The following is a 25,676-nucleotide window of genomic DNA, read 5'->3' as shown; positions in this document are numbered from 1 at the left end:
AGACAGGAGTCAACATGATTCGGTGGATCTGGGCTTTCCTGGACCGCCCCGCACAGCGATTCGACGACTGCGCGAAGTTCTGGGCCACGGTCACCGGCACCGAACTGTCCGCCCGCCGGGGCGAGCACGACGAATTCCTCACGCTGCTCCCCGATCCCGCGCTCTTCGCGGCCGCGGGGGTGAAGATGCAGGCGGTGACCGGTCTCGGCGGCGTCCATCTCGATCTCGACGTCGACCACATCCCGACGGCCGTGCGCAGCGCGCTCGACCTCGGCGCCGAGCTGGTTGCGAATCACCCGGACTACGCCGTCCTGCGCTCCCCCGGCGGCCAAACCTTCTGCCTCACCCCGAGCCGCCGCGGCCGGGGCACCCCCGCCCCCGCCACGACGGCACCCGACGGCACCCTCAGCCGCCTCGACCAGGTGTGCCTGGACATCGGCCCCGCCGACCATGCCGCCGAAACGGAGTTCTGGAAGTCGTTGACCGGCTGGACCTTCCGGCAAGGCAGCCGACCGGAGTTCGCCGATCTGCGCGCAGAGGAACCCCTCCCCATCCACCTGCTACTCCAGCGCCTCGACGACGACCGCCCCACCAGCGCCCACATCGACCTGTCCTCCTCGGACATCGAGGCCACCGCCCACTGGCACGAAACCCTCGGCGCCACAGTCGTAGACCGCTACGAACGCTGGATAGTCATGAACGACCCCGCAGGCGCCGTCTACTGCGTCACGGCTCGGGACCCGCGGGGCGGCTGAACCGTCGAGCGCACCACCCGCCGAGCCCGCTGATCGGGCGGTGGCAGAGTACCGATGTGCCTACGAACCGATCGACGACCACCGGATCCCTGCTCACCGCACTGTGCCCGGATTTGCGGACGGCGCTGACCAGGGTCGGCTACGACGCCGACACCCTGCTGGCGGTACTCGGCGAGGACGTGCACGCGGCGCTGGGCCGATCGGAACCGGTCCCGGTACGCCGAGCCGCACGCGAAGCCGGCGAGCTGGGCACGCTCATCCGGTTGCTGCTACTCGGCGACGCACTGCCCGAACGTGACGTCGCGGCCGCGCTGCTGCCGGTGGACATCGACCGCGCGGTGGCGGCGGGGCTGCTCGACCGTGCCGGCGACACCGTCCGCGCGGCACTGGATCTGCGCCCGCTCGACGCCGGCGCGGGCACCCGCTGGATCCTGTCCGACCTCGACGACTCGATGCGCAGGCGCACGCTCACCGAAGACCACGTGCTCGGTGTCGGCCACGCCTCCCTCTCGCTGTTGCGCGCCACCCCGACCCGCAAGATCGGCTCGGTACTCGACCTCGGCACCGGCTGTGGTGTGCAGGCCGTGCACGCCGCCTCCTACGCGAACCGGGTGACCGCCACCGACGTGAACGCCCGCGCGCTGTGGCTCGCCGAAGCCACCGCCGCACTCAACGGACTCGACATCGAGCTCCTCGAGGGCTCCTGGTTCGAGCCGGTCGCGGGGCGCCGCTTCGACCAGGTGGTGGCGAACCCGCCGTTCGTCGTCGGCCCCGCCAGGATCGAGCACACCTACCGCGATTCCGGGCTCGCCCTCGACGGCGCCAGCGAACTGGTGATCGGACAGGCGGCGGACCTGCTCACCCCCGGCGGCACCGCCGCGATGCTGGCGGCCTGGGTGCATGTGGACGGCGAGGACTGGCGGCACCGGGTGTCGTCGTGGCTGCCCGCGCACGGCGTCGACGCCTGGGTGGTGCAGCGCGACGTCGCCGACCCCGCCCTCTATGTCGGCACCTGGCTGCGCGACGCGGGCCTCGACCCACGCGACCCGGCCGCGCAGGCGCGCGCCGAGCAGTGGCTCGACGCGTTCACCGCCGCCGACGTCGAGGGCATCGGCTTCGGCTTCGTCTATCTGCGCGCCATCGACGCCCCGACCGAGTTGCTCGCCGAGGACCTCACGCACGGCTTCGACGACCCGCTCGGCGACGAGGCGACCCGCTATTTCGAGCGTTCGGCCTGGCTGCGTGCCGTCGCCGGCGACGAAAAACTGGCCTGGACTTCACGTTTCGTAGTGGACCCGGCGACCGCGCTGGAACGCGTCGCGCTGCCCGGCCCGGACGGCTGGACCGAGCAGGTCGCGCGGGTGCACCGCGGCGACGGGCCGCGCTGGCAGCACGAGGTGGACGAGACAACCATCTCGCTGCTGGCGGGAATGCGCGCGGACGGCCTCCCGTTATACGAACTGATCGAACTGCTGGCGGTTGCCCACGGGTCCGCCGAAGTGACCACCGAGTTCGCGGCCGACGCGTTGGCCGTGGTGGCCGGGCTGGTCCGGCACGGATTGGTGCGGCCGGTGTAAATCCGGCGATCGCGGGTAGGTCGGTGCAGGCACCGGACAGCAGGCGTTCCACCACTGGGAGCTTCTCAGGAACTTCTCAGACGAGAGTGAGGAAAACCGCACGTCAAAGCGGTTTATCTGAGCCACGACGGGGAACTTTATCTCTGTCGGGTCCGTTGTTCGGAGTGAGACACCACCGACAGGAGGCAAGTCATGACAAGCCCCGCCACCACTCGTGTGCGCATCAGCGATTCGGACCTCGACGCCCAGAGCCCCGCAGCCGATTTGGTACGCGTGTACCTGAACGGGATCGGCCGCACTGCCCTGCTCACGGCCGCCGACGAGGTCGAATTGGCCAAGCGTATCGAGGCGGGCCTCTACGCCCAGCACCTGCTGGAGACCGGCAAACGCCTGTCGGCCACCCGCAAGCGTGATCTGGCCCTCATCGTTCGCGAAGGCCAGGCCGCACGGTCGCACCTGTTGGAAGCCAACCTCCGCCTCGTGGTCTCCCTCGCCAAGCGCTACACCGGCCGCGGCATGCCGCTCCTCGATCTCATCCAGGAAGGCAACCTGGGCCTGATCCGCGCGATGGAGAAGTTCGACTACGCCAAGGGCTTCAAGTTCTCCACCTATGCCACCTGGTGGATCCGCCAGGCCATCACCCGTGGCATGGCCGACCAGAGCCGCACCATCCGGCTGCCTGTCCACCTGGTCGAGCAGGTGAACAAGCTGGCCAGGATCAAGCGCGAACTGCACCAGCAGCTCGGCCGCGAGGCCACCGACGCGGAACTGGCCAACGAGTCCGGCATCCCGGTCGAGAAGATCTCCGATCTGCTCGACCACAGCCGCGACCCGGTCAGCCTGGACATGCCGGTCGGCAACGACGAAGAGGCCCCGCTCGGCGACTTCATCGAAGACTCCGAGGCCACCTCGGCCGAGTCCGCGGTGATCGCCGGCCTGCTGCACCACGACGTGCGCAGCGTCCTTGCCACCCTCGACGAGCGCGAGCAGCAGGTCATCCGCCTGCGCTTCGGCCTGGACGACGGCCAGCCGCGCACCCTCGACCAGATCGGCAAGCTCTTCGGGCTCTCCCGCGAGCGCGTCCGTCAGATCGAGCGCGAGGTCATGTCGAAGCTGCGCAAGGGCGAGCGGGCCGACCGACTCCGCGCCTACGCCAGCTGACCCCCGTGCCGGACCACTCCGGCACCATATCGACGCCGGGCTCCCCCCGAGACCAGCCCGGCGTCCGGACCCGGTGACCCTTGGGGTCACCTGCCAACGCCGGCCGGTGCCGCGTATCTCCGCCCCCTCCGGGATAGCGCGAGCCGGTCGGCGTGAATTGTGCCGGGTCGTCCAATTCCGCGACGGCCCAATGACTCCCGGCAGCAGCTCAGCTGCTGGATGCGTCACCCCTTCCCGATAACGCGCCGCCAGCGCGGCGAAGGCCCGCGGGCTCCCGAGGCATACGTGGGCTCCCCAGGCAGATCCGGGTACGTCCGTCCGCCGTCGGCATCCAGGACATTGACAATGCCGTAGCCGGCCGGGGGTCAGCCGAGGCGGCGGGGTCCCGTGTCGAAACGGCTTGGTTCGGGGCCGATTCGGCCGCGGGCGTAGAGGATTTCGGCGGAGTTGGTGGAGGCCAGGACGGGGTCGAAGGAGAGTTCGCGCATGTGCGGGAGGTCGTCGAAGAGGGCTGAGATGCGTTGGGCGAGTTCGGCAAGGGCGGCCTTGTCGACGCGGGGGCTGGCGGGGGTGCCGGAGAGCAGGGGGGCTGCCCGCGGGGCGTCGATCAGGGCCGTCGCCTCGTCGGCGGTGAGGGGTAGGGCTCGGTAGGCGCGGTCGCCGAGGAGTTCGATGATCAGGCCGGAGAGGCCGAACTCGATGACCGAGCCGAAGGACGGGTCGTCCTGGACACGCAGGACGCAGCCGACGCCCTTGGTGGCCATCTTCTGGATGTGCAGCACCGGGTCGCCGCACAGTTCGACCAGGTCCGCGTAGGCCTGTCGCACCGCTTCCTGGCGCCACAGGTCCAACCGGACACCGGTGAGATCCGGTCGGCGGCGCCACATTTCGCCGGTCGCCTTCGCCGCGACCGGGTAGCCGAGTTCTTCGGCCGCGGCGACCGCCTCATCGGCGCTGCGCACCTCGCGGAACTCCACCACCGAAATGCCGTAGCAGCCGAGCAGCTCGACGGTCTCCAGGTCGGTGAGCCGGCGGCCGCCGGACTCGGCCATCCACTGCGCCACCAGCGTGCGTGCGCGTTCGGTGTCGATCCCGTCCGGGCGCATCACCTGCGACACCGGCCGGGTTCGCCACTCCGCGTAGCGCCGGACCCGAGCCAGTGCCCGTGCGGCGCGCTCCGGGTCGGGATAGGACGGAATCGATCCGCGTACCGCCGTCGCGCCCGCGCCGCGGACCGCCAGGAGATGCGGAATGCCTTGTTCGGCAATGAATGTCGTGAGAATCGGTTTGCCCGAGTCGGGGACCGCCGCCGCGGCCGCGCGGACGGCGTCGGCGAAACCGGCCATCGGCAGCGGGACCGGCGGCGCGAAAACCACGAGCACCGAGTCGATGTCCGTCGATCGCAGCGCCGCCACCGTCGCGTCGAGGTAGGCACCGGGAGTCGCCTGGGGTCCCAGGTTCACCGGGTCGCCGACGGTCAGCCCCTCGCTCTGCGCGGCATCGACGGCAAGCCAGTTCAGCGCCGCGCTGTTGCCGACCACCGCCAACCGGGAACCGCCGGGCAGCGGCTGATAACCGAGCAGCGCGGCGCAGTCGAACAACTCCGAGATGGAGTCGACCTGCACGATGCCCGCCTGCGCGAACAGGTCTCGCACGATCGAGCGGTCCATGTCGCCCGCCGGTTGGGCGGCGTGGCGGCCGCTGCTCACCGCGACGATCGGCTTCGTCCTGGCCACCCGGCGCGCGATCCTGGAGAACTTGCGCGGGTTACCGAAACTCTCCAGGTAGAGCAGGACGACATCGGTATCCGGGTCGGTGTCCCAGTATTGGAGCAGGTCGTTGCCGGACACGTCGGCGCGGTCACCGGCCGACACGAACGTCGACAGCCCCAGGTTCCTGGCCGCGGCCTCCCCGAGGATGGCCGCTCCCAACGGCCCGGACTGACAGAAGAACCCGATCCGCCCGCGGCTGGGCAGCACCGACGCCAGCGTCGCGTTGAGCGCAACCTCGGGGTCGGTGTTCACGATGCCGAGCGCGCTCGGGCCGACCACCCGCATCCCGTGTCCCCGTGCGGCGGCGACCAATTCCCGCTCGGCCGTCCCACCGGCCACCCCGGTCGTGTCGAAGCCCGCGGTGAGCACGACCAGCCCCTTGACGCCCTTGGCCATACAGTCGTCGAGCACCGAGCCGATCGCCTCCGGCGGCACCGCGACCACCGCGAGGTCGACCTCGTCGGGGATTTCCCGCACCGTCGCGTAGGCGCGCACGCCGCGCACCGCACGCCGATTCGGATTCACCGGGAAAATCGGCCCTTGGAACACCCCGGACAGCAGGTTGTTCAGCACCGCGCCACCCACCCGGCCGGTGCTCGGCGTCGCGCCGATCACCGCCACCGATCGTGGGGTGAGCAGATTCCCCACGCTGCGCGCCTCGGACGCCCGCTCGCGCGAATCCCGCACGGAGAGCAGGGCTTCGGTGGGGTCGATGGCGAACTCCAGGTGCAGCACCGACCCGTCCCTGCTGCGCTCCACCTGATAGCCCGCGTCCCGGAAGACCGTCACCATGGTGGTGTTCTCCGCGAGCACCTCGGCGACGAAGGTCTCGATCTTGTTCTCCGCGGCGGCACCGGCCAAGTGCTCCAACAGGATCGAGCCGAGCCCGCGCCCCTGATGCGCGTCGGCCACCACGAACGCGACCTCCGCGGACCGCCGCCCGTCCCGGTTCAGCAGCTCGTACCGCCCCACCGCGACGATCGCGGTACCGAGCACCAGCACCAAGCCGACGCGGTCGTGATAGTCGACGTGGGTGGTCCGGTACAGGTCCTTCGGCGAGATCCGCGGGTACGGCCCGAAATAGCGCAGATACCTGGTCCGATCCGACAGTGCGGCGTGGAACTCCTGCATCGCGTCGGCGTCGTCCGGCGTGATCGGTCGCAGCCGGACCACGCCGCCGTCGGAGGCGAGCACGTCGGCGAACCAGTGCTGCGGCGGCGGAGGCGGGACCGCCGGTGTGTCCGGAGTGTCTACGGGGTCAGTCACGAGGGTCCTCCGGGTCGAGGCCGAGCAGTCCGAAACTCGCTCGGCGGGTGGCCAGCACGGCCGTGTCGATGGCGCGTTGGGCGCGGTCGAAACGCGCGTCCCCAGTCTCCCCCGTGCCGCCGGGGCCATCCCACGGGCGGTAGGCGATGTCGCCGCCGTCACCCATGGTGCGCGGCGGCTCCACCTTCGGCGCCGCCGCGCGGACCTGATCGATCCACTGCTGGGGAATCTCGGTCTCCGGTGCGATGGTGCGGTCCAGCGCGGTAGCCAGCAGGTGCGTCCAGGCCCGCGGCACCACCCGGACCAGCCCGTAGCCGCCGCCTCCGACGGCGAGCCAGCGCCCTTCGGCGTGTTGGTCGGCCAGGTCGCGCATGGCGCGGAAGGCGGCGCGCTGGCCGTCCACGGTGAGTTCCAGATCGGCGAGCGGGTCCTCGCGATGGGTGTCCACCCCGCATTGGCTGACCACGATCTGCGGCCGGAACGCCGCGACCGCACCGGGCACCACCGCGTGAAAACCGCGCAACCACTGGGCGTCTCGGGTGCCGGGCAGCATCGGCAGATTGATCGCGCTCCCCTCGGCCGCGCCGGTGCCCGTCTCCTCCGGCCAGCCGGTGTTCGGCCAGAGGGTGGCCGGGTGCTGGTGCAGCGAGACGGTGAGCACCCGCGGGTCGGCGTAGAACGCGCGCTGGACACCGTCACCGTGGTGCACGTCGACGTCGAGATAGACGATGCGGTCGAAGCCGTGGTCCAACAGCCAGGAGATGGCCACCGCCGCATCGTTGTACACGCAGAACCCGGACGCCGAGTCCGCCATCGCGTGGTGCATGCCACCGCCGATGCTCACCGCACGCCTGGTCCGGCCCTCGGCGATCTCCCTGGCCGCGGCCAGGGTGCCGCCGACGATCACCGACGCCGCCTGGTGCATGCCGGGGAAGACCGGGTTGTCCGGCGAACCAAGACCGTACGGCGGGGCCTGTGGCGATCCGGCGGGCGCGGTGGCGTGCTCGACCGCGTCGATGTACTCGGCGGTGTGGATGCGCAACAAGTCGGCTCGATCGGCCGCGGCGGGTGCCAATAACTCGACACCGTCGAGTAATCCGAGACTTTCGGCGAGCGCCATGGTGAACTTCAGGCGCGCAGGTTTCATCGGATGCTGCGGAGTCCAGGTGTAGTCGAGAAACCGGTCGGTCCACACGACAGTTCCTGGGCTGCGCTGTTCGCCGGGTGGCGCCGGACGTTCGCCGCGCGGTGCAGTGGCCATGCTCGCAACGCTACGCGGGAAGGTACGCACCCTGTCGAACGTTGGTATGCAGTAGAAATACAGATAAGTGCGATCGCGGCGGCTAGCCGTGCGCCGAACGGAATCCCGCATTGCCGCCGACCATGCGGCGCGACGCCGTCCGGCGCAGGGCCGTGTCGGTGTGCGTAGGTAGAATTCGTGCCGACGAAGGGGTAACTGGTGAAAGATCTGGTCGACACCACGGAGATGTATCTCCGTACCATCTACGACCTCGAGGAGGAGGGCGTGGTGCCCCTGCGTGCTCGCATCGCCGAGCGCCTCGAACAGAGCGGACCGACGGTGAGCCAAACCGTCGCTCGGATGGAGCGCGACGGTTTGCTGCTGGTCGCCGGAGACCGGCATCTCGAGCTGACCGAGAAGGGCCGCAGCATGGCGGTCGCCGTGATGCGCAAGCACCGGCTCGCCGAACGACTGCTCGTCGACATCATCGGCCTGGACTGGCAGAACGTGCACGCCGAGGCGTGCCGCTGGGAACACGTGATGAGCGAGGACGTCGAACGGCGTCTGGTCGAGGTGCTCAACCACCCGACCACCTCCCCCTACGGCAACCCGATCCCCGGCCTGGACGAGCTGGGCATCGCGCCGCCGGCCTCCGCCGAGGAATCCCTGGTTCGCCTCTCGGATCTGCCGCAGGGCCAGGTGCACGCCGTCGTCGTGCGCAGGCTGGCCGAGCACATCCAGACCGACCCCGAGGTCATCGGGCAGCTGCGTGAGGCGGGTGTGGTGCCCGACGCGCGCGTGACCGTCGAGAACAAGCCCGGCGCGGTGGTCATCACCGTGCCCGGCCACGACGGGTTCGAGCTGTCCGACGAGATGGCGCACGCCGTCCAGGTCAAGCTGGTCTGACGCGTGAAACTTCTGGTCACCGGCGGTGCCGGGTACGTCGGCGGCGTCTGCGCGCAGGTGCTGCTCGAAGCGGGTCATGAGGTCGTCGTCGTCGACGACCTGTCCACCGGCAACGCCGAGGGCGTCCCGTCTGCCGCCCGCTTCGTCGAGGGCGATATCGCGCAGGCCGCGACCGCCCTGCTCGGGGCTGAAACCTTCGACGGCGTCCTGCATTTCGCGGCGCAATCGCTGGTCGGCGAGTCGGTACAGCAGCCGGAGAAGTACTGGCACGGCAATGCGGTGAAGACCTTCGAACTGCTGGAGGCGATGCGCAAGGCGGGCACGCCACGCCTGGTGTTCTCCTCCACCGCCGCCGTCTACGGCGAACCGGAACAGGTGCCGATCACCGAGGACGCGCCGACCCGGCCGACCAACCCGTACGGTGCGTCGAAGCTCGCCATCGATCACGCCATCACCTCCTACTCGATCGCGCACGGACTGGCGGCGACCAGCCTGCGCTACTTCAACGTCGCCGGCGCCTACGGTGGCCTCGGCGAAAACCGCGTGGTGGAGACACATCTCATTCCGCTGGTGCTACAGGTCGCGCTCGGGCACCGCAAGGCGATCTCCGTCTTCGGCACCGACTGGCCGACCCCGGACGGCACTGCCGTGCGCGACTACATCCACATCCGCGACCTCGCCGAGGCTCACCTGCTGGCCCTGGCCAGCTCCGAGCCGGGCACCCACCGCATCTACAACCTCGGTAGCGGCACCGGATTCTCGGTCCGCGAAGTGATTTCGGCGTGCGAACGCGTCACGGGCCTGCCCATCGCCGCCCAGGACGCCCCTCGGCGCCCTGGCGACCCGGCGACCCTCATCGCCTCCAGCGATCGGGCCATCGCCGACCTCGGCTGGCACCCGCGACACAACGACCTGGACGAGATCGTCGCCGACGCCTGGGATTTCCTCCAGTCGCTCGGCCCCCGCGCACACAGCGCTCGCTGAGCACCCGAGTCCCGCATCGACCGGGGCAGCACGGCCAGCCACCGCCGCCACGCTGCCCCGGTCGTCTGCTTCGTACCCCGCAGGCACACAACGGGTTCGAAGCAGTTCATGGGAGCGGCGAGCCCAGATCGATACCGAGGTCCGCGGCGGTGTCGTACCCGCTGCGCGCCAGCCGACGCAGTTGGTCGGGGCGCATGCCGAGGTGCAACGATGTCTCCAGCAGTGTCGCCAGCGGGTGGTCTGGATCGGCGTCCAACGCGGCGTCCAGTGCGATGCCTGCCAGCGGTCCGTCGCCGCGCACATAGGCGCTGTACCCGAGCAGTGCCGCCGCTTCGGCGCGATCGCGGCCGGTCAACGCGCGGGTCAGCGCCGCCCACAGACCTTCGGCGGCGACGGCGTGATCGCCGACGGCCAAGGCGAACATGGTGTCGCGGACCGCTCGATCCCGCAGGGCGGCGGCGAGTTCCGCGATTTCGGGCACCATGAGCTGCCCGCCGGACTCGGTGTTCGCGATCTGCCACAGCACATAGTCGAGCGCTTCCCTGCTGTAGGAGCTCGGATCGCCGCGCCGCACCGCCCGCGCATACCGATCGCGCGCCACCGCGACCGCACTGTCCAGCAGCGCCGCCACCTGATCTTGCAGCTCGACGTCCTCCGCGACCATCGCCGTCAGTTCCGCTCTGGAGCCGCGCACGTGCTTGCCGTCGAGCACGTTCGACAGCGCGACCACCGAGGTCGCCGGATCCGGCAGCGCCCCACGCCGATCCGGGCCGAGCAAGCTCCACCAGCCTTCGTCGGCCTCGATCGCACGCACCACCCAGGCGCCGGCCAGCGCGATATCGTGCGCGGCGAGTCGCCGGTCGAGCGCGTCGATCAGCACCTCGAATCGTCCGGTGCCGCACTGCTCCCCGATCTCCGAGCGGTGCTCCGTCGGTTCCACGGCGCGATCGTCGACCACCACCGCCAGCACCTCGGCCACGTCGTCGTGCGCACAGATCTGCATCACGCACTTCGCCACCATCCCGGCCCGCAGCCTGCGCCGCCCACCGTCCTGGTCCAGATCGAACCGCACCACCGCGTCGACGATCGCCCCGCCGCCGCGCCCCGGTGCGGACCGCAGCACCAGCACGACCAGCGACCGCTCCGGCGGAAACCCGATCATCGCGGGCACCGCCGCGATCAACTCCCCCGGCTCGTCCACGTGCACAGCGCTATCCGGCTCGTCCACATCGAACGGCGGCGCCTGATCGGCGCACACCACCATCCGCCCGTGCTCGGCCAGCTCGAACACGTCGCCCTCGGCCAGCTCACCGAACCCGGCATCCAGCGAAGCGCCGATCCGCTCGATCTCCGCATCGAACAGGGGCGCGCCCGTCTGATCGAAATCCGCAGTGGGCACAACATCTTCCGCCCGTACCGGATCGCCCCGGTGCACCGTGTCGCCTATCCCGTCGAAATCCACGTCGAGCGCAGCCGCACCGGTCAGGTCGATATCAGCGCTGAGCACGGCATCGTCCACCCGCACAGCGTCTTCCGGCCACGCGGCGTCCTCCGAGCCCATGGAACCTTCAGATCGCACGCCGCCCTCCGAGCGCACACCGCCCTCCGAGCGCACACCGCCCTCCGAGCGCACACCGCCCTTCGAGCGCACACCGCCTTCAGATCGCACGCCGCCTTCAGATCGCACATCGCCTTCCGAGCGCACGCCGCCTTCCGAGCGCACATCGCCTTCAGATCGCACGCCGCCTTCAGATCGCACATCGCCTTCCGAGCGCACATCGCCTTCAGATCGCACAGAGCCTTCCGAGCGCACATCGCCTTCCGAGCGCGCAGTGGTCCCCGCCTGCGTAGTGGCACGGACTCGCTCGATGGCCTCCTCCAGCACGGTCGCCACATCCGGGTCTGTCTCGGAGCTGGGCACGACATCGTCCAGTCGTACGGTGTCGTCGGACTGCCTGCCATCGTCGAGAGAACCGTCGGACGGACCGCTGACGACGGAATGCTCGCTACCGTCGATTCGCCTGTCATCGTCCGCCCGCTGCGTCCCTTCGGCCCTCGTCTCACCTCCGGGCCGAAGAAACCTGCACGATCGCATCGCCGCAGCGAGGCTCACCGGTGCTCGGGAACCGGATGTGCCGCGCAGCAACGACGGACGCGCACAGAACAGCTCATCGCCGGCAGGTCCGGTGTCGCCGTGCCGGGAATCGGCCTGTGCCGCAGCACGACCGGTGGGTTGGGGGTTCGAGGGAGTGGTCATGGCGTCGAGACTGCCCGCGACCCGCGCCGAGCCCGCCGCGCCGACCTGCCGATTCAGCCACCCTGGGGAATTCCACCGCGCTGTGGACAACTCGAGCGCGGCAACCCGGCAGCGCTGATCGACAGTCAGCGAGAACTGCTACCGTGCCGCGCCGGCCACCCGCCGCACGGCGGTGGAGAACAGCTCGTCCACCGCCGTCACATCCGGCTCGGCACCGGAAAAAGACATGTAGGTCACAGTGATTCGCACATCGTCGACCTGCCCGACCGCCGTCCGCATCGTCTCGGTCAACCCGGCGCCGCCGACATCCGGTGTCACCGTCCGCCGCAACGCCAACGCATCGTCCGCGTCGATCGACGGCGCGGGCACGAGCTCGGTCGTCACGGTCGTCAGCGCCCCACCGCGGCTGACCCGCACCGACGCACACTGTTTCAGCTGGCTGCGCAGCGCGGCGAGCGGCTGCTCGGTCCGCGTCAGTTCCACCGTGAGGGTGGCCCGGCTGGCATCGTCGGTACCGACGGCGATCTCGGTCTTGTTCGCCCCGAACACCTGCTGCGGTGGCGTGCATTCCTGCGGCTGCACCCGCGCGCCCCGCCCCGCTCCGGTCAGATCCCCGGCCGCCTGCGCCGCCGCTTCGGGCGGCAGCACCACCGCCGGATACCTGGCCGGAAACTGCGCGGGTTCGACCAGCAGGCTCGACAGCGCGGCACCCACCCGCCGCGTCACCTCCGTCTGCTCGACCGCGACCGGATGACCGGCCACCGTCGCCCCACACCCGGCGAGCAACCCCGCACACGCCGCGGCCATGGCGAGGCTCACCCCTCTGCGTGCCGAATTCGCCACAGTCACCCGGCCCACTGTGCCAAACTCCCGGTGCCCACCCGCCTCGCCACGCCGCCGTACCGGGAATGCGCGGGGCGCCGATGCTGTTGGCTCGTCGTATGGGTCGGTGTCCCGCCCGTGCGCGGTGATGGTCACCGGCATGGGGGACAATGGACATGGTCCCCGTCTCGGACGCCGCTCGTCTCGCACGACTCAGGTGTCGAACGCCCGAGCAGCAGCCGTGCCGGCGGACCCGCGCAGGAAGGAGTACGCGATGGACCACGAGTCGCGAATGTACGAACTGGAGTTCCCAGCTCCGCAGCTGTCGTCCGACGATGGCGCGGGTCCGGTCCTGGTGCACGGACTGGAAGGTTTCACCGATGCCGGGCATGCGGTGCGGCTGGCCACCACGCACCTGCGCGAGAGCCTCGAGAGTGAACTGGTCGCCTCGTTCGACGTGGACGAGCTGCTCGACTACCGCTCGCGGCGCCCGCTCATGACGTTCAAGACCGACCACTTCTCCGAGTACGCCGAGCCCGAGCTCAACCTCTGGGCGCTGCGTGACACGGCGGGTACCCCGTTCCTGCTGCTCGCGGGCATCGAGCCGGACCTGCGCTGGGAGAAGTTCACCACCGCGGTGCGCCTGCTCGCCGAACAGCTCGGTGTGCGGCGCAGCATCGGCCTCAGCGCCATCCCGATGGCGATCCCGCACACCCGCCCGCTCGGCGTGACCGCGCACTCCTCGGACCGCGACCTCATCCCCGAGCATCAGCGCTGGCCCGGCGAGTTACAGGTGCCCGGCAGCGCGTCCTCGCTGCTGGAGTATCGGATGGCCCAGCACGGTCACGAGTCGGTCGGCTTCTCCGTGCATGTGCCGCACTACCTCGCGCAGACCGCCTACCCCGAGGCCGCACAGACCCTGCTGGAGAACGTCGCCGACAACGCGGGCCTCGACATCCCGCTCGCCGCACTGGGCGAGGCGGCGGCCAGGGTGCGTGAACAGGTCAACGAGCACATCGCCGGAAACTCCGAGGTGGAGACCGTCGTGCACGCGCTGGAACGCCAGTACGACAGCTTCGTCAGCGCTCAGGAACGCCAGTCGAGCCTGCTCGTCGGTGACGGCGAACTCCCCAGCGGCGACGAACTCGGCGCCGAATTCGAGCGCTTCCTCGCCGAGCAAGGCGGCTACGAGGGTGGGGACGGCCCCGAACCGGGCGAGCAGCGGTAGCAAGCCCGTATGCGGCAGCCCGTAGGGTGTTCGGAGTGGATCTGACCGAGCTGCTGGAGATACCGGGAACCGACGCCGACGCGCTGTACGAGTCCTTCGGGGCGTGGGCAGCCGAGCAGGGCACCCCGCTGTATCCGGCGCAGGACGAGGCGCTATTGGAGTTGGCGTCGGGATCCAATGTCATCCTCGCGACGCCGACGGGTTCGGGGAAGTCCCTGGTCGCGGTCGGCGCTCACCTCATCGCGCTGACCCAGGGGAAACGCACCTACTACACCGCGCCGATCAAAGCGCTGGTCAGCGAGAAGTTCTTCGCCCTGTGTGAGGTTTTCGGCGCCGAACGCGTCGGCATGGTCACCGGCGACGCCGCGGTCAACGCCGACGCACCGATCATCTGCGCCACCGCGGAGATCCTGGCGAACCTCGCCCTACGCGAAGGTTCGGCGGCCGACGTCGGCCAGGTCGTGATGGACGAATTCCACTTCTACGCCGACCCCGACCGCGGCTGGGCCTGGCAGGTCCCGCTGCTGGAACTCCCCCGCGCCCAGTTCCTGCTGATGTCGGCCACCCTCGGCGAGGTCGACTTCTTCGCCGAGGACATGCGGCGCCGCACCGGACGGCCGTCGGCGATCGTCGCAGGCACCGAACGTCCGGTGCCGCTGACCTTCTCGTACGCGCGCACCCCCATCACCGAGACCCTGGAAGAACTCGTCACCACCCATCAGGCCCCGGTCTACGTGGTGCACTTCACCCAGGCCGCCGCCTTGGAACGGGCCCAGGCGCTGACGAGCGTGAATTTCGCCACCCGTGCCGAAAAGGACGCGATCGCCACCGCCCTGGGTGAGTTCCGTTTCGCCTCCGGCTTCGGCAAGACGCTGTCGCGGCTGATCCGCCACGGTATCGGCGTGCACCACGCGGGCATGCTGCCGAAATACCGCCGCCTCGTCGAACGACTGGCCCAAGAGGGTCTGCTGAAAGTGGTCTGCGGCACCGACACCCTCGGCGTAGGCATCAACGTCCCCATCCGCACCGTGCTGCTCACCGGCCTGACCAAGTACGACGGCGTGCGCACCCGCAGGCTGAAAGCCCGTGAGTTCCACCAGATCTCGGGCCGGGCGGGCCGCGCGGGCTACGACACCATGGGCACGGTCGTCGTGCAGGCCCCGGAGCACGAGGTGGAGAACACCCGCATGCTCGCGAAGGCGGGCGACGACCCGAAGAAGCAGCGAAAGGTGGTGCGTCGCAAGCCACCCGAGGGTTTCGTCTCCTGGAGCGAGGAGACATTCGACCGCCTCGTCGCCGCCCAGCCGGAGCCGATGGTCTCCCGTTTCACTGTGACGAACTCCATGCTGCTCAACGTGATTGCCCGGCCGGGCAACTGCTTCGACGCCATGCGCCACCTGCTCGAGGACAATCACGAGCCGCGCCCGGCCCAGCGCAGACACATCCTGCGCGCCATCCGCCTCTACCGCGCGCTGCGCGACGCCGGGGTGGTCCAGCAGCTCGACGAACCCGACGCGCAGGGCCGCCGCGCCCGCCTCACCGTCGACCTGCAACGCGACTTCGCCCTCGACCAGCCGCTGTCGCCGTTCGCGCTGGCCGCCTTCGAGCTCCTCGACAAAGACGCGCCCACCTATACCCTCGATGTGGTGTCCCTCATCGAATCGACCCTGGAGGATCCGCGCCAGCTGCTGATGGCTCAGCAGCACAAGGCGCGTGGCGTGGCGATCAATGAGATGAAGGCCGACGGCATCGAGTACGACGAGCGGATGGAGCTGCTCGAAGAGGTCACCTGGCCCAAACCCCTCGCCGAGCTGATCGAGCCCGCCTTCGAGACCTACCGCGCCGGCCATCCATGGGTGTCCGAGTTCGCGCCGTCACCCAAGTCGGTGGTTCGCGACATGATCGAACGGTCGATGACCTTCGCCGAGCTGATCTCGTATTACGAACTGGCTCGCTCCGAGGGCGTGGTGCTGCGCTATCTCGCCGATGCTTACCGCGCGCTGCGCCGCACCGTGCCCGATGCCGCGCGCACCGAGGAACTCGACGACATCACCGAGTGGCTCGGCGAGCTGATCCGCCAGGTCGACTCCAGCCTGCTCGACGAGTGGGAGCAGCTCACCAACCCCGGCGCGGAGATCGACGCCGACCAGCTCGCCTTCGGCGCCGAGACGGTGCGCCCCATCTCCGCCAACGAGCGCGCGTTCCGGGTGATGATCCGCAACGCCATGTTCCGCCGGGTCGAGCTGGCCGCGCTGCGCCGCTGGGACGCGCTGGCCGACATGGGTATCGGACCGGATTGGGAGGCCGAGCTGGCCCCGTACTTCGCCGAGTACGAGCGCATCGGCACCGGCCAGGACGCACGCGGACCGCAACTGTTCCAGATCGAACGAAGACCCGGTTTCTGGCAGGTGCGCCAGGTCCTCGACGACCCGGCGGGCGACCACGGCTGGTCGATCGTCGGTGTGGTGGACCTGGCCGAGTCCGATGCCGCCGGTGAGGTCGTCTTCGACGAAATCACGGTGTCCGCCGGCTGACCACGCACCGCCGCCCCACCCGATATCTACAGAATCCATACAGGTCACCGCCCTCTTCGCGCCCGTATTCTGGTGCCGTCCGGGGGTGCGGCCGACGCGAGGTTTGACGGATTCGTTTCTGGGTAGGGGCCGCTGATACTCTCTCCGCTGCTGCCAAGCGAAAGATCAACTATGCCCGAATCACCGTTCCTTGTCATCTATCCCGAGCGAGTGCGCGAGAACTACAGCGCACTCCATGCCGCCATGCCCGCGGCAAGGATTCGCTTCGCGGTCAAGGCAAGCCCGGTGCCGGAGATCATTCGAGCACTCGACGAGGAAGGCGCCGAGTTCGATGTCGCCAGCATCGGCGAGATCGAGCTGTGCCTGGCGCTGGGTGTCGAACCGGACACACTCTGCTACGGCAATCCGATCAAGAAGGCCGCCGACATCGCCCGCGCCTACGCGCTGGGTGTGCGCCGGTACGCCTTCGACACCGAGGACGATCTGCTGCGCATCGTCGAGCACGCGCCTGGCTCCGAGGTCGAATGCCGCTTCCTGGCTTCGGCGCCGGAGTCGCGCACGCCGTTCGGCGCCAAGTTCGGCTGCACGCCGGGCGAGGCGTTCCGGCTGCTGGTGCGGGCGCGCGATCTGGGATTGATCGTCGGCGGGCCGTACTTCCACGTCGGGTCCCAGCAGCTCGATCCGGACGCGTGGCGGATCGGCATCGAGCAGGCGGGCCGGATCGTGGAAGCCTTGGCCGACAAGGACATTCACGTCCGATCGGTGAATATCGGTGGCGGACTGCCGATCGCGTACGCCGACCCGGCGCCCGCGCTGCCCGAGATCGCGGCGGTGGTCGACGCCGCCGTGACCGAATTCCTGCCCGAGACCGCCGGATTGGTGGTCGAACCCGGCCGCGCGCTGGTCGGTTCCGCGGGCATCATCCACGCCGAGGTCGTCGGCGTGCGCGTCGCGCCGGACGGGCGACGCTGGGTGTATCTCGACATCGGCCGCTACAACGGAATGGCCGAGACCGAGAACGAGTACATCGCCTATCGGTTCCTCACCGATCGGGACGGTGACCCCGTCGACGAGGCGGTGGTGGCCGGTCCGACCTGCGACGGAGACGATGTACTGTATCAACGCACGCGAGTCCTCCTACCGACCACGTTGCGAGCCGGTGATCGCATCCAGATCCTCGACACCGGCGCCTATACCGCGAGCTATTCGTCGGTGTCCTTCAATGGTTTTCCGCCCCTGACGGTTCATGTCTCGGGCGCTGAGCGAGAGTGAGTTTGCCATGACGGCGGATTTCACCGGCTGGCATGTGCTGGCCGAGTTCGGTGGTGTCGACGCGACCCTCTGCGACGACCTCGAACGCCTCGAATCGGCGTTGCGTGAGTCTTTGATCGCGGCGGGCGTCACCATCTGCGATGTCGTACACAAGAAGTTCGATCCGCAGGGGGTGACTGTCCTCGCGCTGTTGTCGGAGTCTCACGCCTCGATTCACACCTATCCAGAGTCCGGCGACATCTTTGTCGACGTCTTCACCTGCGGCAGTATCGGCGCCGGCGCGTCGAAGGCCGTCGAACTGTTGCGAGACAAGTTGTCTCCCAAGGATGTTCGCATGCAGGTCATCCGCCGCGGGCACGGCTCGCAGCGGATCGAGGAGCCGGTGGGCGCGGGTTTGACCCGCATCTGGGACCTGCACGAGGTGATCGTTGACACCCGTACCCCGTTCCAGCACATGGTGATCGCGCGCACCGAGCAGGGCATCAGCCTGTTCTCCGACGACGATCGCCAGTCCACGGAGTTCTCCCAGCTGACCTACCACGAGGCGATGATGGTTCCGGCCTTCGCGCTCGCCGAGAAGCTGGACAAGGTGCTCATCATCGGCTCCGGTGAGGGCGTGGCCAGTCAGATGTCGGTCGCCGCGGGCGCGACACTGGTCGACCACGTCGACATCGATCAGCTCGAGGTCGAGCTGTGCGCCGAGCACCTGCCCTACGGCTACACCAGCGCCGACCTGGCCGCCGCCGTCAAGGGCGAAGGCCCGATCAAGGTGCACTACGCCGACGGCTGGGACTTCCTCGCCAAGGCCGCCGAGGCGGGCACCCGCTACGACGTCATCGTGATCGACCTGCCCGACGAGCGGGTCGAGGACGCGCAGCACAACCGCCTCTACGAGTCGGAGTTCCTGTCCCGATGTCGGGCCCTGCTCGCCCCCGGCGGCGTGCTGAGCGCGCAGGCCGGTTGCGCGACCATGTGGCGCAACGAAACATTGAAGCGGTCCTGGAATCGGTTCCACGAACAGTTCGGCACCGTCGTGCAGTACGGCAGCGACGAGCACGAGTGGACGTTCCTGTTCGGCACGAACGAGCAGCTGGCCGACCCGGTTCAGGCCATGACCGACCGTCTGCCCACCCTGCCCTACCGGCCCGAGACCGTCGACGCGCGAGCACTCGTGCGCGGCGCGATCGAACCCCACGCCCTGCGCGTGTAGCACCCTCCGAACGCACCGGCCCCTACGCGAAACCGCGTGGGGGCCGGTGTGTTCGATGGTCAAGAGCGGTTGCGGTATTCCTCGACGTTCAGGCCGCCTACGCCCCAGTTGGTCAGGTCCACCTCATCGATGACCACGAAGGTGGTTGCCGGGTCCTTGTCGAGGACGTTGTGGAGCAGGTCGGTGACGCCTTCGATCAAGCGCGCCTTCTGCTCTCGGGTGACGCCCTCGTCGGTGACCTTGATGTTCACGTAGGGCATCAGGCCGGCCTTCCGGAGAGGTAACCGCCGTCGACGGGCAGGATGTGGCCGGTGGTGAACTCGGCGTCGGCGAGATAGCGGACGGCCGCGGTGGTTTCGGATACCTCGCCGATGCGGTTCAGCAAAGCCAGTCGGCTGGAAGCGGTTTCGTCGCCCGCGCCGAACAGTGGGGTGCGGATGACGCCGGGGGCTACGGCGTTGACGCGGATGCCGTCGGCCGCGAGTTCCGCGGCGAGGCTGATGGTCAGCGCGTGCACACCGCCCTTGCTGACGAGCGCCGCGGAGGCAGGCAGTCCGGCTAGGGCGTGGTCGACCAGCACCGTGCCGATGTTCACGATGCTGCCGCCGGTCGCCTGCCGCTTCAGCTGACGCACCACCGCCTGCGTGGTGAAGTACGTGCCCTTCAAGTTGCCGTTCACGAAGCTGTCGAGTTCCTCCTCGGTGACGTCGACGAATGGTGTGGCGCCGAAGATGCCCGCGCTGTTCACCAGCACCTGCACTTCGCCGAACCGTTCGACGGCAGTGCGCACCAGCTCGGAACCCGTTGCGGGAGAGCCGATATCACCGGCGAAGGCGGCGATCTGTTCGGGTGCGCCGAGCTCCGCGGCCACCTCGGCGAGCTTGGCCGGGTCGCGGCCATTGAGCACCACGTTGTCCCCGCCTGCCACGAAGGCACGGGCGATATCGCGCCCGATCCCGCTGGAGGATCCGGTCACGATCACCGTTTTCGTCATGTTCTCCTTCTTCCTTTATACGACCGGTCGTCTTGGAATGCGTATGCACAACGACCCGTAGGGACAGCCCCGAGTGACAACGTCTATGAATGCCCTAGTTCAGGGCCGGAAATAGTCGTCCAGCAGACGGTCCAGGCACTTCTGCAGCGGTTCCAGCGTCCGATCGATCTTCATCCGAATCACCGCCCCCTCCCACGATTCCAGCAGCAGGTCAGCCAGATCGGTCGCGTCGATATCGCCCCGAATCATCCCCAGCCCCTGCGCTTCGCGTAGCTGCTCGGCCACCCGATCCCGCCACGCCCCCCACGCCTTCGACAACGACTCCCGAAGCAGCTCACTACCTTCCAACTCCCCACCCAAGTTCGCGATCAAGCACCCCCCGGTGAAGTCCGCCTCGACGAAATCCGCCATCAGCCGCCCGAAAAACGCCCGCAACCCGCTCACCGGATCCGCCGCCGCCCCGAACGCCGCACTCAAATTCCGCTGCACACACAGCGAATGGTGCTCGATCACCGCCCGCCCGAAACTCTCTTTGCTGTCGAAGTAGTTATAAAACGACCCCTTAGGCACCCCCACCTTGTCCAAAACCTGCTTGATCCCGGTCCCGTGATACCCACTGGCCAAGAACCCAGCAGCCCCCTCCTCCACCAGAAGCTGCCGGGTATCCCCACTCCGTCGCGGTCGCGCCATGCCACGAAATATACGACCGGTCGTCTACAAACGCAACTCATCCAGCTGGACAAGTGATCACGGGGAATTGATGCAGGCAACGGTCGAGAGCTCACCGACACCAGTTCCCCCTCGATCAATCCTGTCGGTGGAGAGGGGGATAGTGCGGGCATGGGGGTCTTGGATGAGCCGTTTACGGGGTCGTGGGCTAGGGCGGCGGGAGTGGTGACGCGATGGGAACTTCAGCACAACTTCGTGCGTGTGTTCCCCGATGTCTACATGCCCAAGGGGTGCACGCTCGACGCGCAGGGGCGCGCACGCGCCGCAGCGCACTGGGCGAAGGGCACGGGTGTGCTGATCGGATACTCGGCGGCCGCCTTGCATGGCACTCGCTGGCTGGATCCGGACCATCCTGCGGAGATCGCACGGGCGGGACACTGTAAGCCACCCTGCGGAATTCGCGCTGTGCGCACCATCATCGAGCCGGCCGAATGCTGCGAAGTCGACGGATTCCGGGTGACGACACCCGCTCGCACCGCGTTCGACCTCGGCCGACGGCTGCCCCGCGATCAAGCCGTACCGATCCTGGACGCACTGTGCTCGGCCACCGGCCTGAATCCACGGGAAGTCGCGGACTTGATCCGCGACCATCCCGGAGTGCGCGGAGTCGCGCGTCTGTCGAACATTCTCCCGCTGATCGATGCAGGTGCCGAATCACCTCAGGAATCGCGTACCAGACTCCTTCTGATCGACGATGGATTAGCCGCACCCACAACCCAACTCGTGGTCCGCGACGGCCGCGGCACGTTCATCGCCCGTGTCGATATGGGGTGGGAAAAGTGGTGCGTCGCCGTCGAATACGACGGCGCCCACCATTGGACGAACCCAGCTCAGCGCACAAAGGACATCGACAGGTTCGCTTCCCTGGAATCACTGGGCTGGCGGGTGGTCCGCGTCAACGCAACCCTCCTCCACCACCGCCCCCACATAGTCCTCGACCGAGTCCGCACCGCCCTTCACCATCAAGGCTGGACGAACGATCAGGAGGAACTGGTGTCGGCGCGCTCTCGCGATTTACCTACACCAGTTCCCCCTCGCCGAGGGTGAAGGAGCGCACTTGGCGAGGGGCACGGGTAGATCGTGTACAGGCTTGGTGTGTATGGGCGGTTTGGGTGTGGTTCGGGTGGGCCTGCTATCGGTTGCGGCGCCATTCGGCGCAATGGACCGTGAACTGGGTCAGGTAAGTGGTGGCGAAGTCCTGCGAACGCCAATCATCCTGTGCGACGGCGGACGTCCATACGTAAGTCCAGATCGGGTGGGTGGAGTCGGCCAACTGGATGGGGCGGAGGTCGTATTCGTCGTCTTCGAAAGCGTCGAGGATCTCCCACTCTGCTGGGGTGAGGCCGCTGAGGATGGTGCCGTGGGCGAGGCCGTTCGGTGCTGGGACCAGGCCGGGATAGAGGCGGTCGGTGAGGGTGGCGACTCGCCAGCCTGGGGCGGTGGCGGGTTGTCGCTGGGGGACGCGACCGATCAGGACCTCCAGGATCTCTGGAAATTGGAGCGTCCCGTAGACGAACAACGCGTGGCGCTGTCCGGCGTGCTGAGCAAGCCGACCGGCAGGTGATGGTGACGAGTCCATCCGCATCCCTCTCACATCCGCGGCCTCCGGCTCACTCGGCGCGCCGATCGTAGGTCGCGGGCGCCTCGTAGCGTCGGCCAGGTTCGAAACCGGCTGCCGCCGAACATCTTCGACCGCTACGTCGGCCGTATCGTCCGAATGATGGCGGCAAGGTATTCATAGTCTTCCGCGCGGGCGGTCGACGTGCGATAGGCGAGACCGATGGTGCGCCCGGGGGCGGGGGTGGCGAAGTGGGCGGTGCCGAGGGTTCCGCGGGCGGTTTCGGAGGCGACGGCCATCTCCGGGATGAGGGTGACGCCGAGACCGCCTGCGACACACTGCACTACGGTCGCCAACGAGGCGGCGCGAGTGTCGCCGACGGCGGCCGGATGGACTTCGGCGGAGCGGCACAGGTCGAGGGTCTGGTCGCGCAGGCAGTGCCCCTCGTCGAGCAGCAGCAGGGGTAGCGAGTCGAGGACCGTAGGGGCGAGGTCGGTGCGACCAGAGAGCTCGTGGCCGCGCGGTGTCACCAGCACGAATTCCTCGGTGTACAACGGGATCTCGATCAACCCGGGAATGTCGGTCGGCAGCGCGAGCAGTGCGACGTCGAGCACGCCGGTGCGTAGCCCGTCCAGCAGCCGCGCGGTCTGGTCCTCGATCACCTGCGGATGCAACGCGGGCAGTTTCTTCTGCAACTCGGGAAGGAGGGCGGGCAGCACATATGGGGCAATCGTCGGAATGATGCCCATCCGCAGCGTGCCGCCGAGACCGTCGCCGGTCGCCGACGCGACGAAACGATCCGCCGCCTCGAGCGTCGCCATCGCCTTGGGCAGCAACCGCATGCCCGCGGCGGTGACGAGCACCCGCCGCGTACTGCGCTCGATCAGCTGCAGTCCGAGCCCGTGTTCAAGTGCCGCGAGCGCCTGCGATAGCGTGGGCTGGCTCACACTGAGCCGCGCTGCGGCAGTGCCGAAATGGCGATATTCCGCGACCGCCACGAACGCACGCAGCTGTGACAGGGTCGGCTGATAAGTCTGATCGGTCACGGCTATCAGTGTAGTGCGACTGATCACCTTTACCTTTCATCGGCCCGTCGGGCAAGATCGAAAGGGAGCTTTTCTGCTTTTCTGCACAGTGCTAGCAAACCCACCAGAACGAGGAGATTAGGCATGGCCTTGCTGACCATCGGCGACCAATTCCCGGCATACAACCTCACCGCTGTCATCGGTGGTGATCTGTCCAAGGTCGACGCTCAGCAGCCTGACGATTACTTCACCCAGATCACCAGCGACGATCACGCGGGCAAATGGCGGATCGTCTTCTTCTGGCCCAAGGACTTCACCTTCGTCTGCCCGACCGAGATCGCCGCCTTCGGCAAGCTCAACGAGGAGTTCGCCGACCGCGACGCGCAGGTGCTCGGCGCCTCGGTCGACAACGAGTTCGTGCACTTCCAGTGGCGCGCCCAGCACGAGGACCTGAAGACCCTGCCGTTCCCGATCCTGTCCGACCTCAAGCGCGAATTGGCCGCTGCCACCGGCGTTCTCAACGCCGACGGCGTCGCCGACCGGGCCACCTTCATCGTCGACCCGAACAACGAGGTGCAGTTCGTCTCGGTCACCGCGGGTTCGGTCGGCCGCAATGTCGACGAGGTGCTGCGGGTGCTCGACGCACTGCAGTCCGACGAGCTGTGCGCCTGCAACTGGAAGAAGGGCGACCCGACCATCAACGCTGGTGAACTGCTCGCCGCCAGCGTCTGAGTCGAGCAACACGCACGATCCATGTACGACATCCATGCACTGTTCCCCGTGCGCGCGGGGATGATTCGAACCGAGGAAGCAACGTATGAGCATTGAGAACCTGAAGAACTCCCTCCCCGAGTACGCCAAGGACCTCAAGCTCAATCTGTCCTCGCTGGCCCGCACCACGGTGCTGAACGAGCAGCAGCTGTGGGGCACGCTGCTGGCGTCGGCGGCCGCGACCCAATCGGCGACCACGCTGCGTGAGATCGCCGAGGAGGCCGCGGATGTGCTGTCCGAGCAGGCGTACAACGCCGCACTCGGCGCCGCCTCGATCATGGGCATGAACAATGTGTTCTACCGGGGCAAGGCGTTCCTCGGTGGCCGCTACGACGACCTGCGGGCCGGCCTGCGCATGCAGATCATCGGTACCCCGGGGGTCGACAAGGCGGACTTCGAGCTGTGGTCGTTCGCGGTCTCGTCGATCAACGGCTGCCAGCATTGCCTGGAGGCGCACGAGCACACGCTGCGTGAGGCGGGCGTGTCCCGTGAGGTGATCTTCGAGTCGCTGCGCGCGGCCGCGATCGTCGCCGGCGTCGGCCAGGCTGTGCAGTCCACCGAAACGCTTGCCGCCGCCACGGTCTGAGCACGCGATCCGAGGCCGCCGAGGGTTCAACCACTGAACCCTCGGCGGCCTCTTTCGTCCCCGGCTGACCTGCGGCGACAGCTCACGAGCGGCCGGTGTGGTCCACGCGACAGCTCCGCGTCGGACAGGACTAGTAGGGTCGAAACCATGGGCACACATGTTGACGTGGTGCGGGTGTTCACCGACGCCGCCGGACGATTCGGCAACGAACTGGGCATCGCGCGAGCAGCGGACGTGGCCGAGAACGATCGCCAAGCACTCGCGGCGAAGGCGGGCTACAGCGAGACCGTCGTGGTCGAGGACCCGGTCGACGAGGTGGCGCGGGTGCGGATCTACACCCCGACCGTAGAGCTTCCGTTCGCCGGGCACCCCTCGGTCGGCACCGCGTGGTGGTTCGCGGAACGCGGCGTGCCCGTCCGCCGGCTGAGCGTGCCCGCGGGCCCGGTCGCGGTGGAGCTGACCGAGGGCCTCACCTGGATCACGGCCCGCGGCGAGTGGGCGCCCGACTTCACCTTTCACCAGATCGCCGATCTCGACGAACTGGCGAACCTGCGCCCCGACGACTTCACCGGCGGCCCGCACTATTTCTGGGCCTGGACCGACGAGCACCGCGGCACGCTCCGCTCACGAATGTTCGCCCCCACCTTCGGCATTGCCGAGGACGAGGCCACCGGCGCCGCGGCCGTCGCCATCACCGCGCTGCTGCGCCGCGGCCTGGTCATCACCCAGGGCAAGGGCTCCCAGCTGTTCACCGCCTGGGACTCCGACGGGTGGGTACGCCTCGGTGGCCGGGTAGTCGCCGACCAGCCCGTGGAGATCTGACCGCACAGCAAACCACAAACGGACAGCGGGCCGTAATCGTTGCGGCACAGCGCGACAGGTCGCCCGACGGAGAACCCGGTAGCCGTTGGCACCGGATCCGCACTGCGGCGCACTGGCCCGCACAGCTCGACGCGAGGTGCGCCGCTCGGCGGCTGCCGCCCCTGGTTCCCCTGATCGTGGAGCACTGTCGGCGACTCTGGCACCCGT

The 25,676-nt window shown here is 68.5% G+C and carries 22 protein-coding genes; 13 read left to right on the top strand and 9 right to left on the bottom strand.

Annotated features, from left to right (window positions below):
* The first annotated feature begins 14 nt into the window (after nucleotides 1-14).
* From ACIHA7_RS19565 to ACIHA7_RS19555, 3 genes are all read left to right on the top strand, one after another.
* Nucleotides 15-755: a VOC family protein gene (locus ACIHA7_RS19565; protein ID WP_397291319.1), complete on the top strand. Its 741-nt coding sequence runs from the start codon at nucleotides 15-17 to the stop codon at nucleotides 753-755.
* A 56-nt stretch (nucleotides 756-811) separates the two neighbouring features.
* On the top strand, nucleotides 812-2,332 hold the full coding sequence (locus ACIHA7_RS19560; protein WP_397291318.1) for a methyltransferase: 1,521 nt from the start codon (nucleotides 812-814) through the stop codon (nucleotides 2,330-2,332).
* 192 nt (nucleotides 2,333-2,524) lie between these two features.
* Complete coding sequence (locus ACIHA7_RS19555) at nucleotides 2,525-3,493, top strand: sigma-70 family RNA polymerase sigma factor (RefSeq protein ID WP_040736879.1); 969 nt, start codon at nucleotides 2,525-2,527, stop codon at nucleotides 3,491-3,493.
* A gap of 365 nt (nucleotides 3,494-3,858) precedes the next feature.
* Here the strand turns inward: ACIHA7_RS19555 and ACIHA7_RS19550 are convergent, their stop codons facing one another.
* Nucleotides 3,859-6,531, bottom strand: a complete 2,673-nt coding sequence (locus ACIHA7_RS19550; protein ID WP_397291315.1) for a GNAT family N-acetyltransferase — start codon at nucleotides 6,529-6,531, stop codon at nucleotides 3,859-3,861.
* A complete protein-coding gene (locus tag ACIHA7_RS19545; protein WP_397291313.1) occupies nucleotides 6,524-7,792 on the bottom strand; it encodes an acetoin utilization protein AcuC in 1,269 nt (422 codons plus the stop codon). Before ACIHA7_RS19545 ends, ACIHA7_RS19550 begins: the two co-directional genes overlap by 8 nt.
* 198 nt (nucleotides 7,793-7,990) lie before the next feature.
* Here ACIHA7_RS19545 and ACIHA7_RS19540 point away from each other — a divergent pair, with 198 nt between their 5' ends.
* Together ACIHA7_RS19540 and galE are read left to right on the top strand one after the other, a co-directional pair.
* Nucleotides 7,991-8,677 (top strand): iron dependent repressor, metal binding and dimerization domain protein, encoded by a 687-nt coding sequence (locus tag ACIHA7_RS19540; RefSeq protein ID WP_397291311.1) that lies wholly within the window; start codon nucleotides 7,991-7,993, stop codon nucleotides 8,675-8,677.
* Nucleotides 8,678-8,680: 3 nt separating this feature from the next.
* A complete protein-coding gene (gene galE / locus ACIHA7_RS19535) occupies nucleotides 8,681-9,661 on the top strand; it encodes a UDP-glucose 4-epimerase GalE (RefSeq protein WP_397291309.1) in 981 nt (326 codons plus the stop codon).
* 106 nt (nucleotides 9,662-9,767) lie between these two features.
* Here galE and ACIHA7_RS19530 read toward each other — a convergent pair whose 3' ends face one another.
* Nucleotides 9,768-11,240, bottom strand: a complete 1,473-nt coding sequence (locus tag ACIHA7_RS19530; protein WP_397291307.1) for a DUF4192 domain-containing protein — start codon at nucleotides 11,238-11,240, stop codon at nucleotides 9,768-9,770.
* Between the two features lie 816 nt (nucleotides 11,241-12,056).
* On the bottom strand, nucleotides 12,057-12,767 hold the full coding sequence (locus ACIHA7_RS19525) for a sensor domain-containing protein (RefSeq protein WP_397291305.1): 711 nt from the start codon (nucleotides 12,765-12,767) through the stop codon (nucleotides 12,057-12,059).
* Between the two features lie 247 nt (nucleotides 12,768-13,014).
* Between ACIHA7_RS19525 and ACIHA7_RS19520 the strand changes: the two genes are divergently transcribed.
* The 4 genes from ACIHA7_RS19520 (at nucleotide 13,015) to speD (ending at nucleotide 18,984) form a co-directional block, all read left to right on the top strand.
* The gene (locus ACIHA7_RS19520) at nucleotides 13,015-13,968 is read left to right on the top strand and encodes a PAC2 family protein (RefSeq protein ID WP_397291303.1); all 954 of its coding nucleotides are present in this window, start codon (nucleotides 13,015-13,017) and stop codon (nucleotides 13,966-13,968) included.
* Between the two features lie 35 nt (nucleotides 13,969-14,003).
* Nucleotides 14,004-16,502 carry a DEAD/DEAH box helicase gene (locus ACIHA7_RS19515; protein WP_397291301.1) on the top strand — a complete coding sequence of 833 codons (2,499 nt, stop codon included), beginning with the start codon at nucleotides 14,004-14,006 and terminating at the stop codon, nucleotides 16,500-16,502.
* Between the two features lie 171 nt (nucleotides 16,503-16,673).
* Complete coding sequence (locus ACIHA7_RS19510; RefSeq protein ID WP_397291299.1) at nucleotides 16,674-17,774, top strand: type III PLP-dependent enzyme; 1,101 nt, start codon at nucleotides 16,674-16,676, stop codon at nucleotides 17,772-17,774.
* Between the two features lie 7 nt (nucleotides 17,775-17,781).
* On the top strand, nucleotides 17,782-18,984 hold the full coding sequence (gene speD / locus ACIHA7_RS19505; protein ID WP_397291297.1) for an adenosylmethionine decarboxylase: 1,203 nt from the start codon (nucleotides 17,782-17,784) through the stop codon (nucleotides 18,982-18,984).
* 59 nt (nucleotides 18,985-19,043) lie between these two features.
* Here speD and ACIHA7_RS19500 read toward each other — a convergent pair whose 3' ends face one another.
* The 3 genes from ACIHA7_RS19500 to ACIHA7_RS19490 form a co-directional block, all read right to left on the bottom strand.
* Nucleotides 19,044-19,244, bottom strand: a complete 201-nt coding sequence (locus ACIHA7_RS19500) for a 4-oxalocrotonate tautomerase family protein (protein ID WP_397291295.1) — start codon at nucleotides 19,242-19,244, stop codon at nucleotides 19,044-19,046.
* Nucleotides 19,244-19,978 (bottom strand): SDR family NAD(P)-dependent oxidoreductase, encoded by a 735-nt coding sequence (locus ACIHA7_RS19495; RefSeq protein WP_397291293.1) that lies wholly within the window; start codon nucleotides 19,976-19,978, stop codon nucleotides 19,244-19,246. Before ACIHA7_RS19495 ends, ACIHA7_RS19500 begins: the two co-directional genes overlap by 1 nt.
* Before the next feature lie 99 nt (nucleotides 19,979-20,077).
* On the bottom strand, nucleotides 20,078-20,668 hold the full coding sequence (locus ACIHA7_RS19490; RefSeq protein WP_397291291.1) for a TetR family transcriptional regulator C-terminal domain-containing protein: 591 nt from the start codon (nucleotides 20,666-20,668) through the stop codon (nucleotides 20,078-20,080).
* A 444-nt stretch (nucleotides 20,669-21,112) separates the two neighbouring features.
* On the opposite strand from ACIHA7_RS19490, the gene ACIHA7_RS19485 reads away from it, so the two are divergent.
* On the top strand, nucleotides 21,113-21,754 hold the full coding sequence (locus tag ACIHA7_RS19485) for an endonuclease domain-containing protein (protein ID WP_397291289.1): 642 nt from the start codon (nucleotides 21,113-21,115) through the stop codon (nucleotides 21,752-21,754).
* An 85-nt stretch (nucleotides 21,755-21,839) separates the two neighbouring features.
* On the opposite strand, the gene ACIHA7_RS19480 is transcribed toward ACIHA7_RS19485, so the two are convergent.
* Nucleotides 21,840-22,286, bottom strand: coding sequence for a gamma-glutamylcyclotransferase family protein (locus tag ACIHA7_RS19480; protein ID WP_397291287.1), 447 nt, complete (start codon nucleotides 22,284-22,286; stop codon nucleotides 21,840-21,842).
* Between the two features lie 116 nt (nucleotides 22,287-22,402).
* The gene (locus ACIHA7_RS19475) at nucleotides 22,403-23,311 is read right to left on the bottom strand and encodes a hydrogen peroxide-inducible genes activator (RefSeq protein WP_397291285.1); all 909 of its coding nucleotides are present in this window, start codon (nucleotides 23,309-23,311) and stop codon (nucleotides 22,403-22,405) included.
* A 123-nt stretch (nucleotides 23,312-23,434) separates the two neighbouring features.
* Between ACIHA7_RS19475 and ACIHA7_RS19470 the strand changes: the two genes are divergently transcribed.
* The 3 genes from ACIHA7_RS19470 (at nucleotide 23,435) to ACIHA7_RS19460 (ending at nucleotide 25,469) form a co-directional block, all read left to right on the top strand.
* Nucleotides 23,435-24,022: a peroxiredoxin gene (locus ACIHA7_RS19470; protein ID WP_107658151.1), complete on the top strand. Its 588-nt coding sequence runs from the start codon at nucleotides 23,435-23,437 to the stop codon at nucleotides 24,020-24,022.
* Between the two features lie 85 nt (nucleotides 24,023-24,107).
* Nucleotides 24,108-24,647 carry a carboxymuconolactone decarboxylase family protein gene (locus tag ACIHA7_RS19465; protein ID WP_397291283.1) on the top strand — a complete coding sequence of 180 codons (540 nt, stop codon included), beginning with the start codon at nucleotides 24,108-24,110 and terminating at the stop codon, nucleotides 24,645-24,647.
* A 147-nt stretch (nucleotides 24,648-24,794) separates the two neighbouring features.
* Nucleotides 24,795-25,469, top strand: coding sequence for a PhzF family phenazine biosynthesis protein (locus tag ACIHA7_RS19460; RefSeq protein ID WP_397291281.1), 675 nt, complete (start codon nucleotides 24,795-24,797; stop codon nucleotides 25,467-25,469).
* Nucleotides 25,470-25,676 lie beyond the last annotated feature (207 nt).

It is taken from the genome of Nocardia sp. NPDC052316, from assembly GCF_044547795.1.
GTDB lineage: Bacteria > Actinomycetota > Actinomycetes > Mycobacteriales > Mycobacteriaceae > Nocardia.
Note: the sequence above shows the minus strand (reverse complement) of the source record. Positions and strands in the feature narration are given on the sequence as shown.

Bases quoted from the DNA above. Each gene is read 5' to 3' on its own strand.
- ACIHA7_RS19565 (WP_397291319.1), top strand. From the start codon at position 15: ATGATTCGGTGGATCTGGGCTTTCCTGGACCGCCCCGCACAGCGATTC.
- ACIHA7_RS19555 (WP_040736879.1), top strand. From the start codon at position 2,525: ATGACAAGCCCCGCCACCACTCGTGTGCGCATCAGCGATTCGGACCTC.
- ACIHA7_RS19545 (WP_397291313.1), bottom strand. From the start codon at position 7,792: ATGGCCACTGCACCGCGCGGCGAACGTCCGGCGCCACCCGGCGAACAG.
- ACIHA7_RS19520 (WP_397291303.1), top strand. From the start codon at position 13,015: ATGGACCACGAGTCGCGAATGTACGAACTGGAGTTCCCAGCTCCGCAG.
- ACIHA7_RS19510 (WP_397291299.1), top strand. From the start codon at position 16,674: ATGCCCGAATCACCGTTCCTTGTCATCTATCCCGAGCGAGTGCGCGAG.
- speD (WP_397291297.1), top strand. From the start codon at position 17,782: ATGACGGCGGATTTCACCGGCTGGCATGTGCTGGCCGAGTTCGGTGGT.
- ACIHA7_RS19500 (WP_397291295.1), bottom strand. From the start codon at position 19,244: ATGCCCTACGTGAACATCAAGGTCACCGACGAGGGCGTCACCCGAGAG.
- ACIHA7_RS19495 (WP_397291293.1), bottom strand. From the start codon at position 19,978: ATGACGAAAACGGTGATCGTGACCGGATCCTCCAGCGGGATCGGGCGC.
- ACIHA7_RS19490 (WP_397291291.1), bottom strand. From the start codon at position 20,668: ATGGCGCGACCGCGACGGAGTGGGGATACCCGGCAGCTTCTGGTGGAG.
- ACIHA7_RS19480 (WP_397291287.1), bottom strand. From the start codon at position 22,286: ATGGACTCGTCACCATCACCTGCCGGTCGGCTTGCTCAGCACGCCGGA.
- ACIHA7_RS19470 (WP_107658151.1), top strand. From the start codon at position 23,435: ATGGCCTTGCTGACCATCGGCGACCAATTCCCGGCATACAACCTCACC.
- ACIHA7_RS19465 (WP_397291283.1), top strand. From the start codon at position 24,108: ATGAGCATTGAGAACCTGAAGAACTCCCTCCCCGAGTACGCCAAGGAC.
- ACIHA7_RS19460 (WP_397291281.1), top strand. From the start codon at position 24,795: ATGGGCACACATGTTGACGTGGTGCGGGTGTTCACCGACGCCGCCGGA.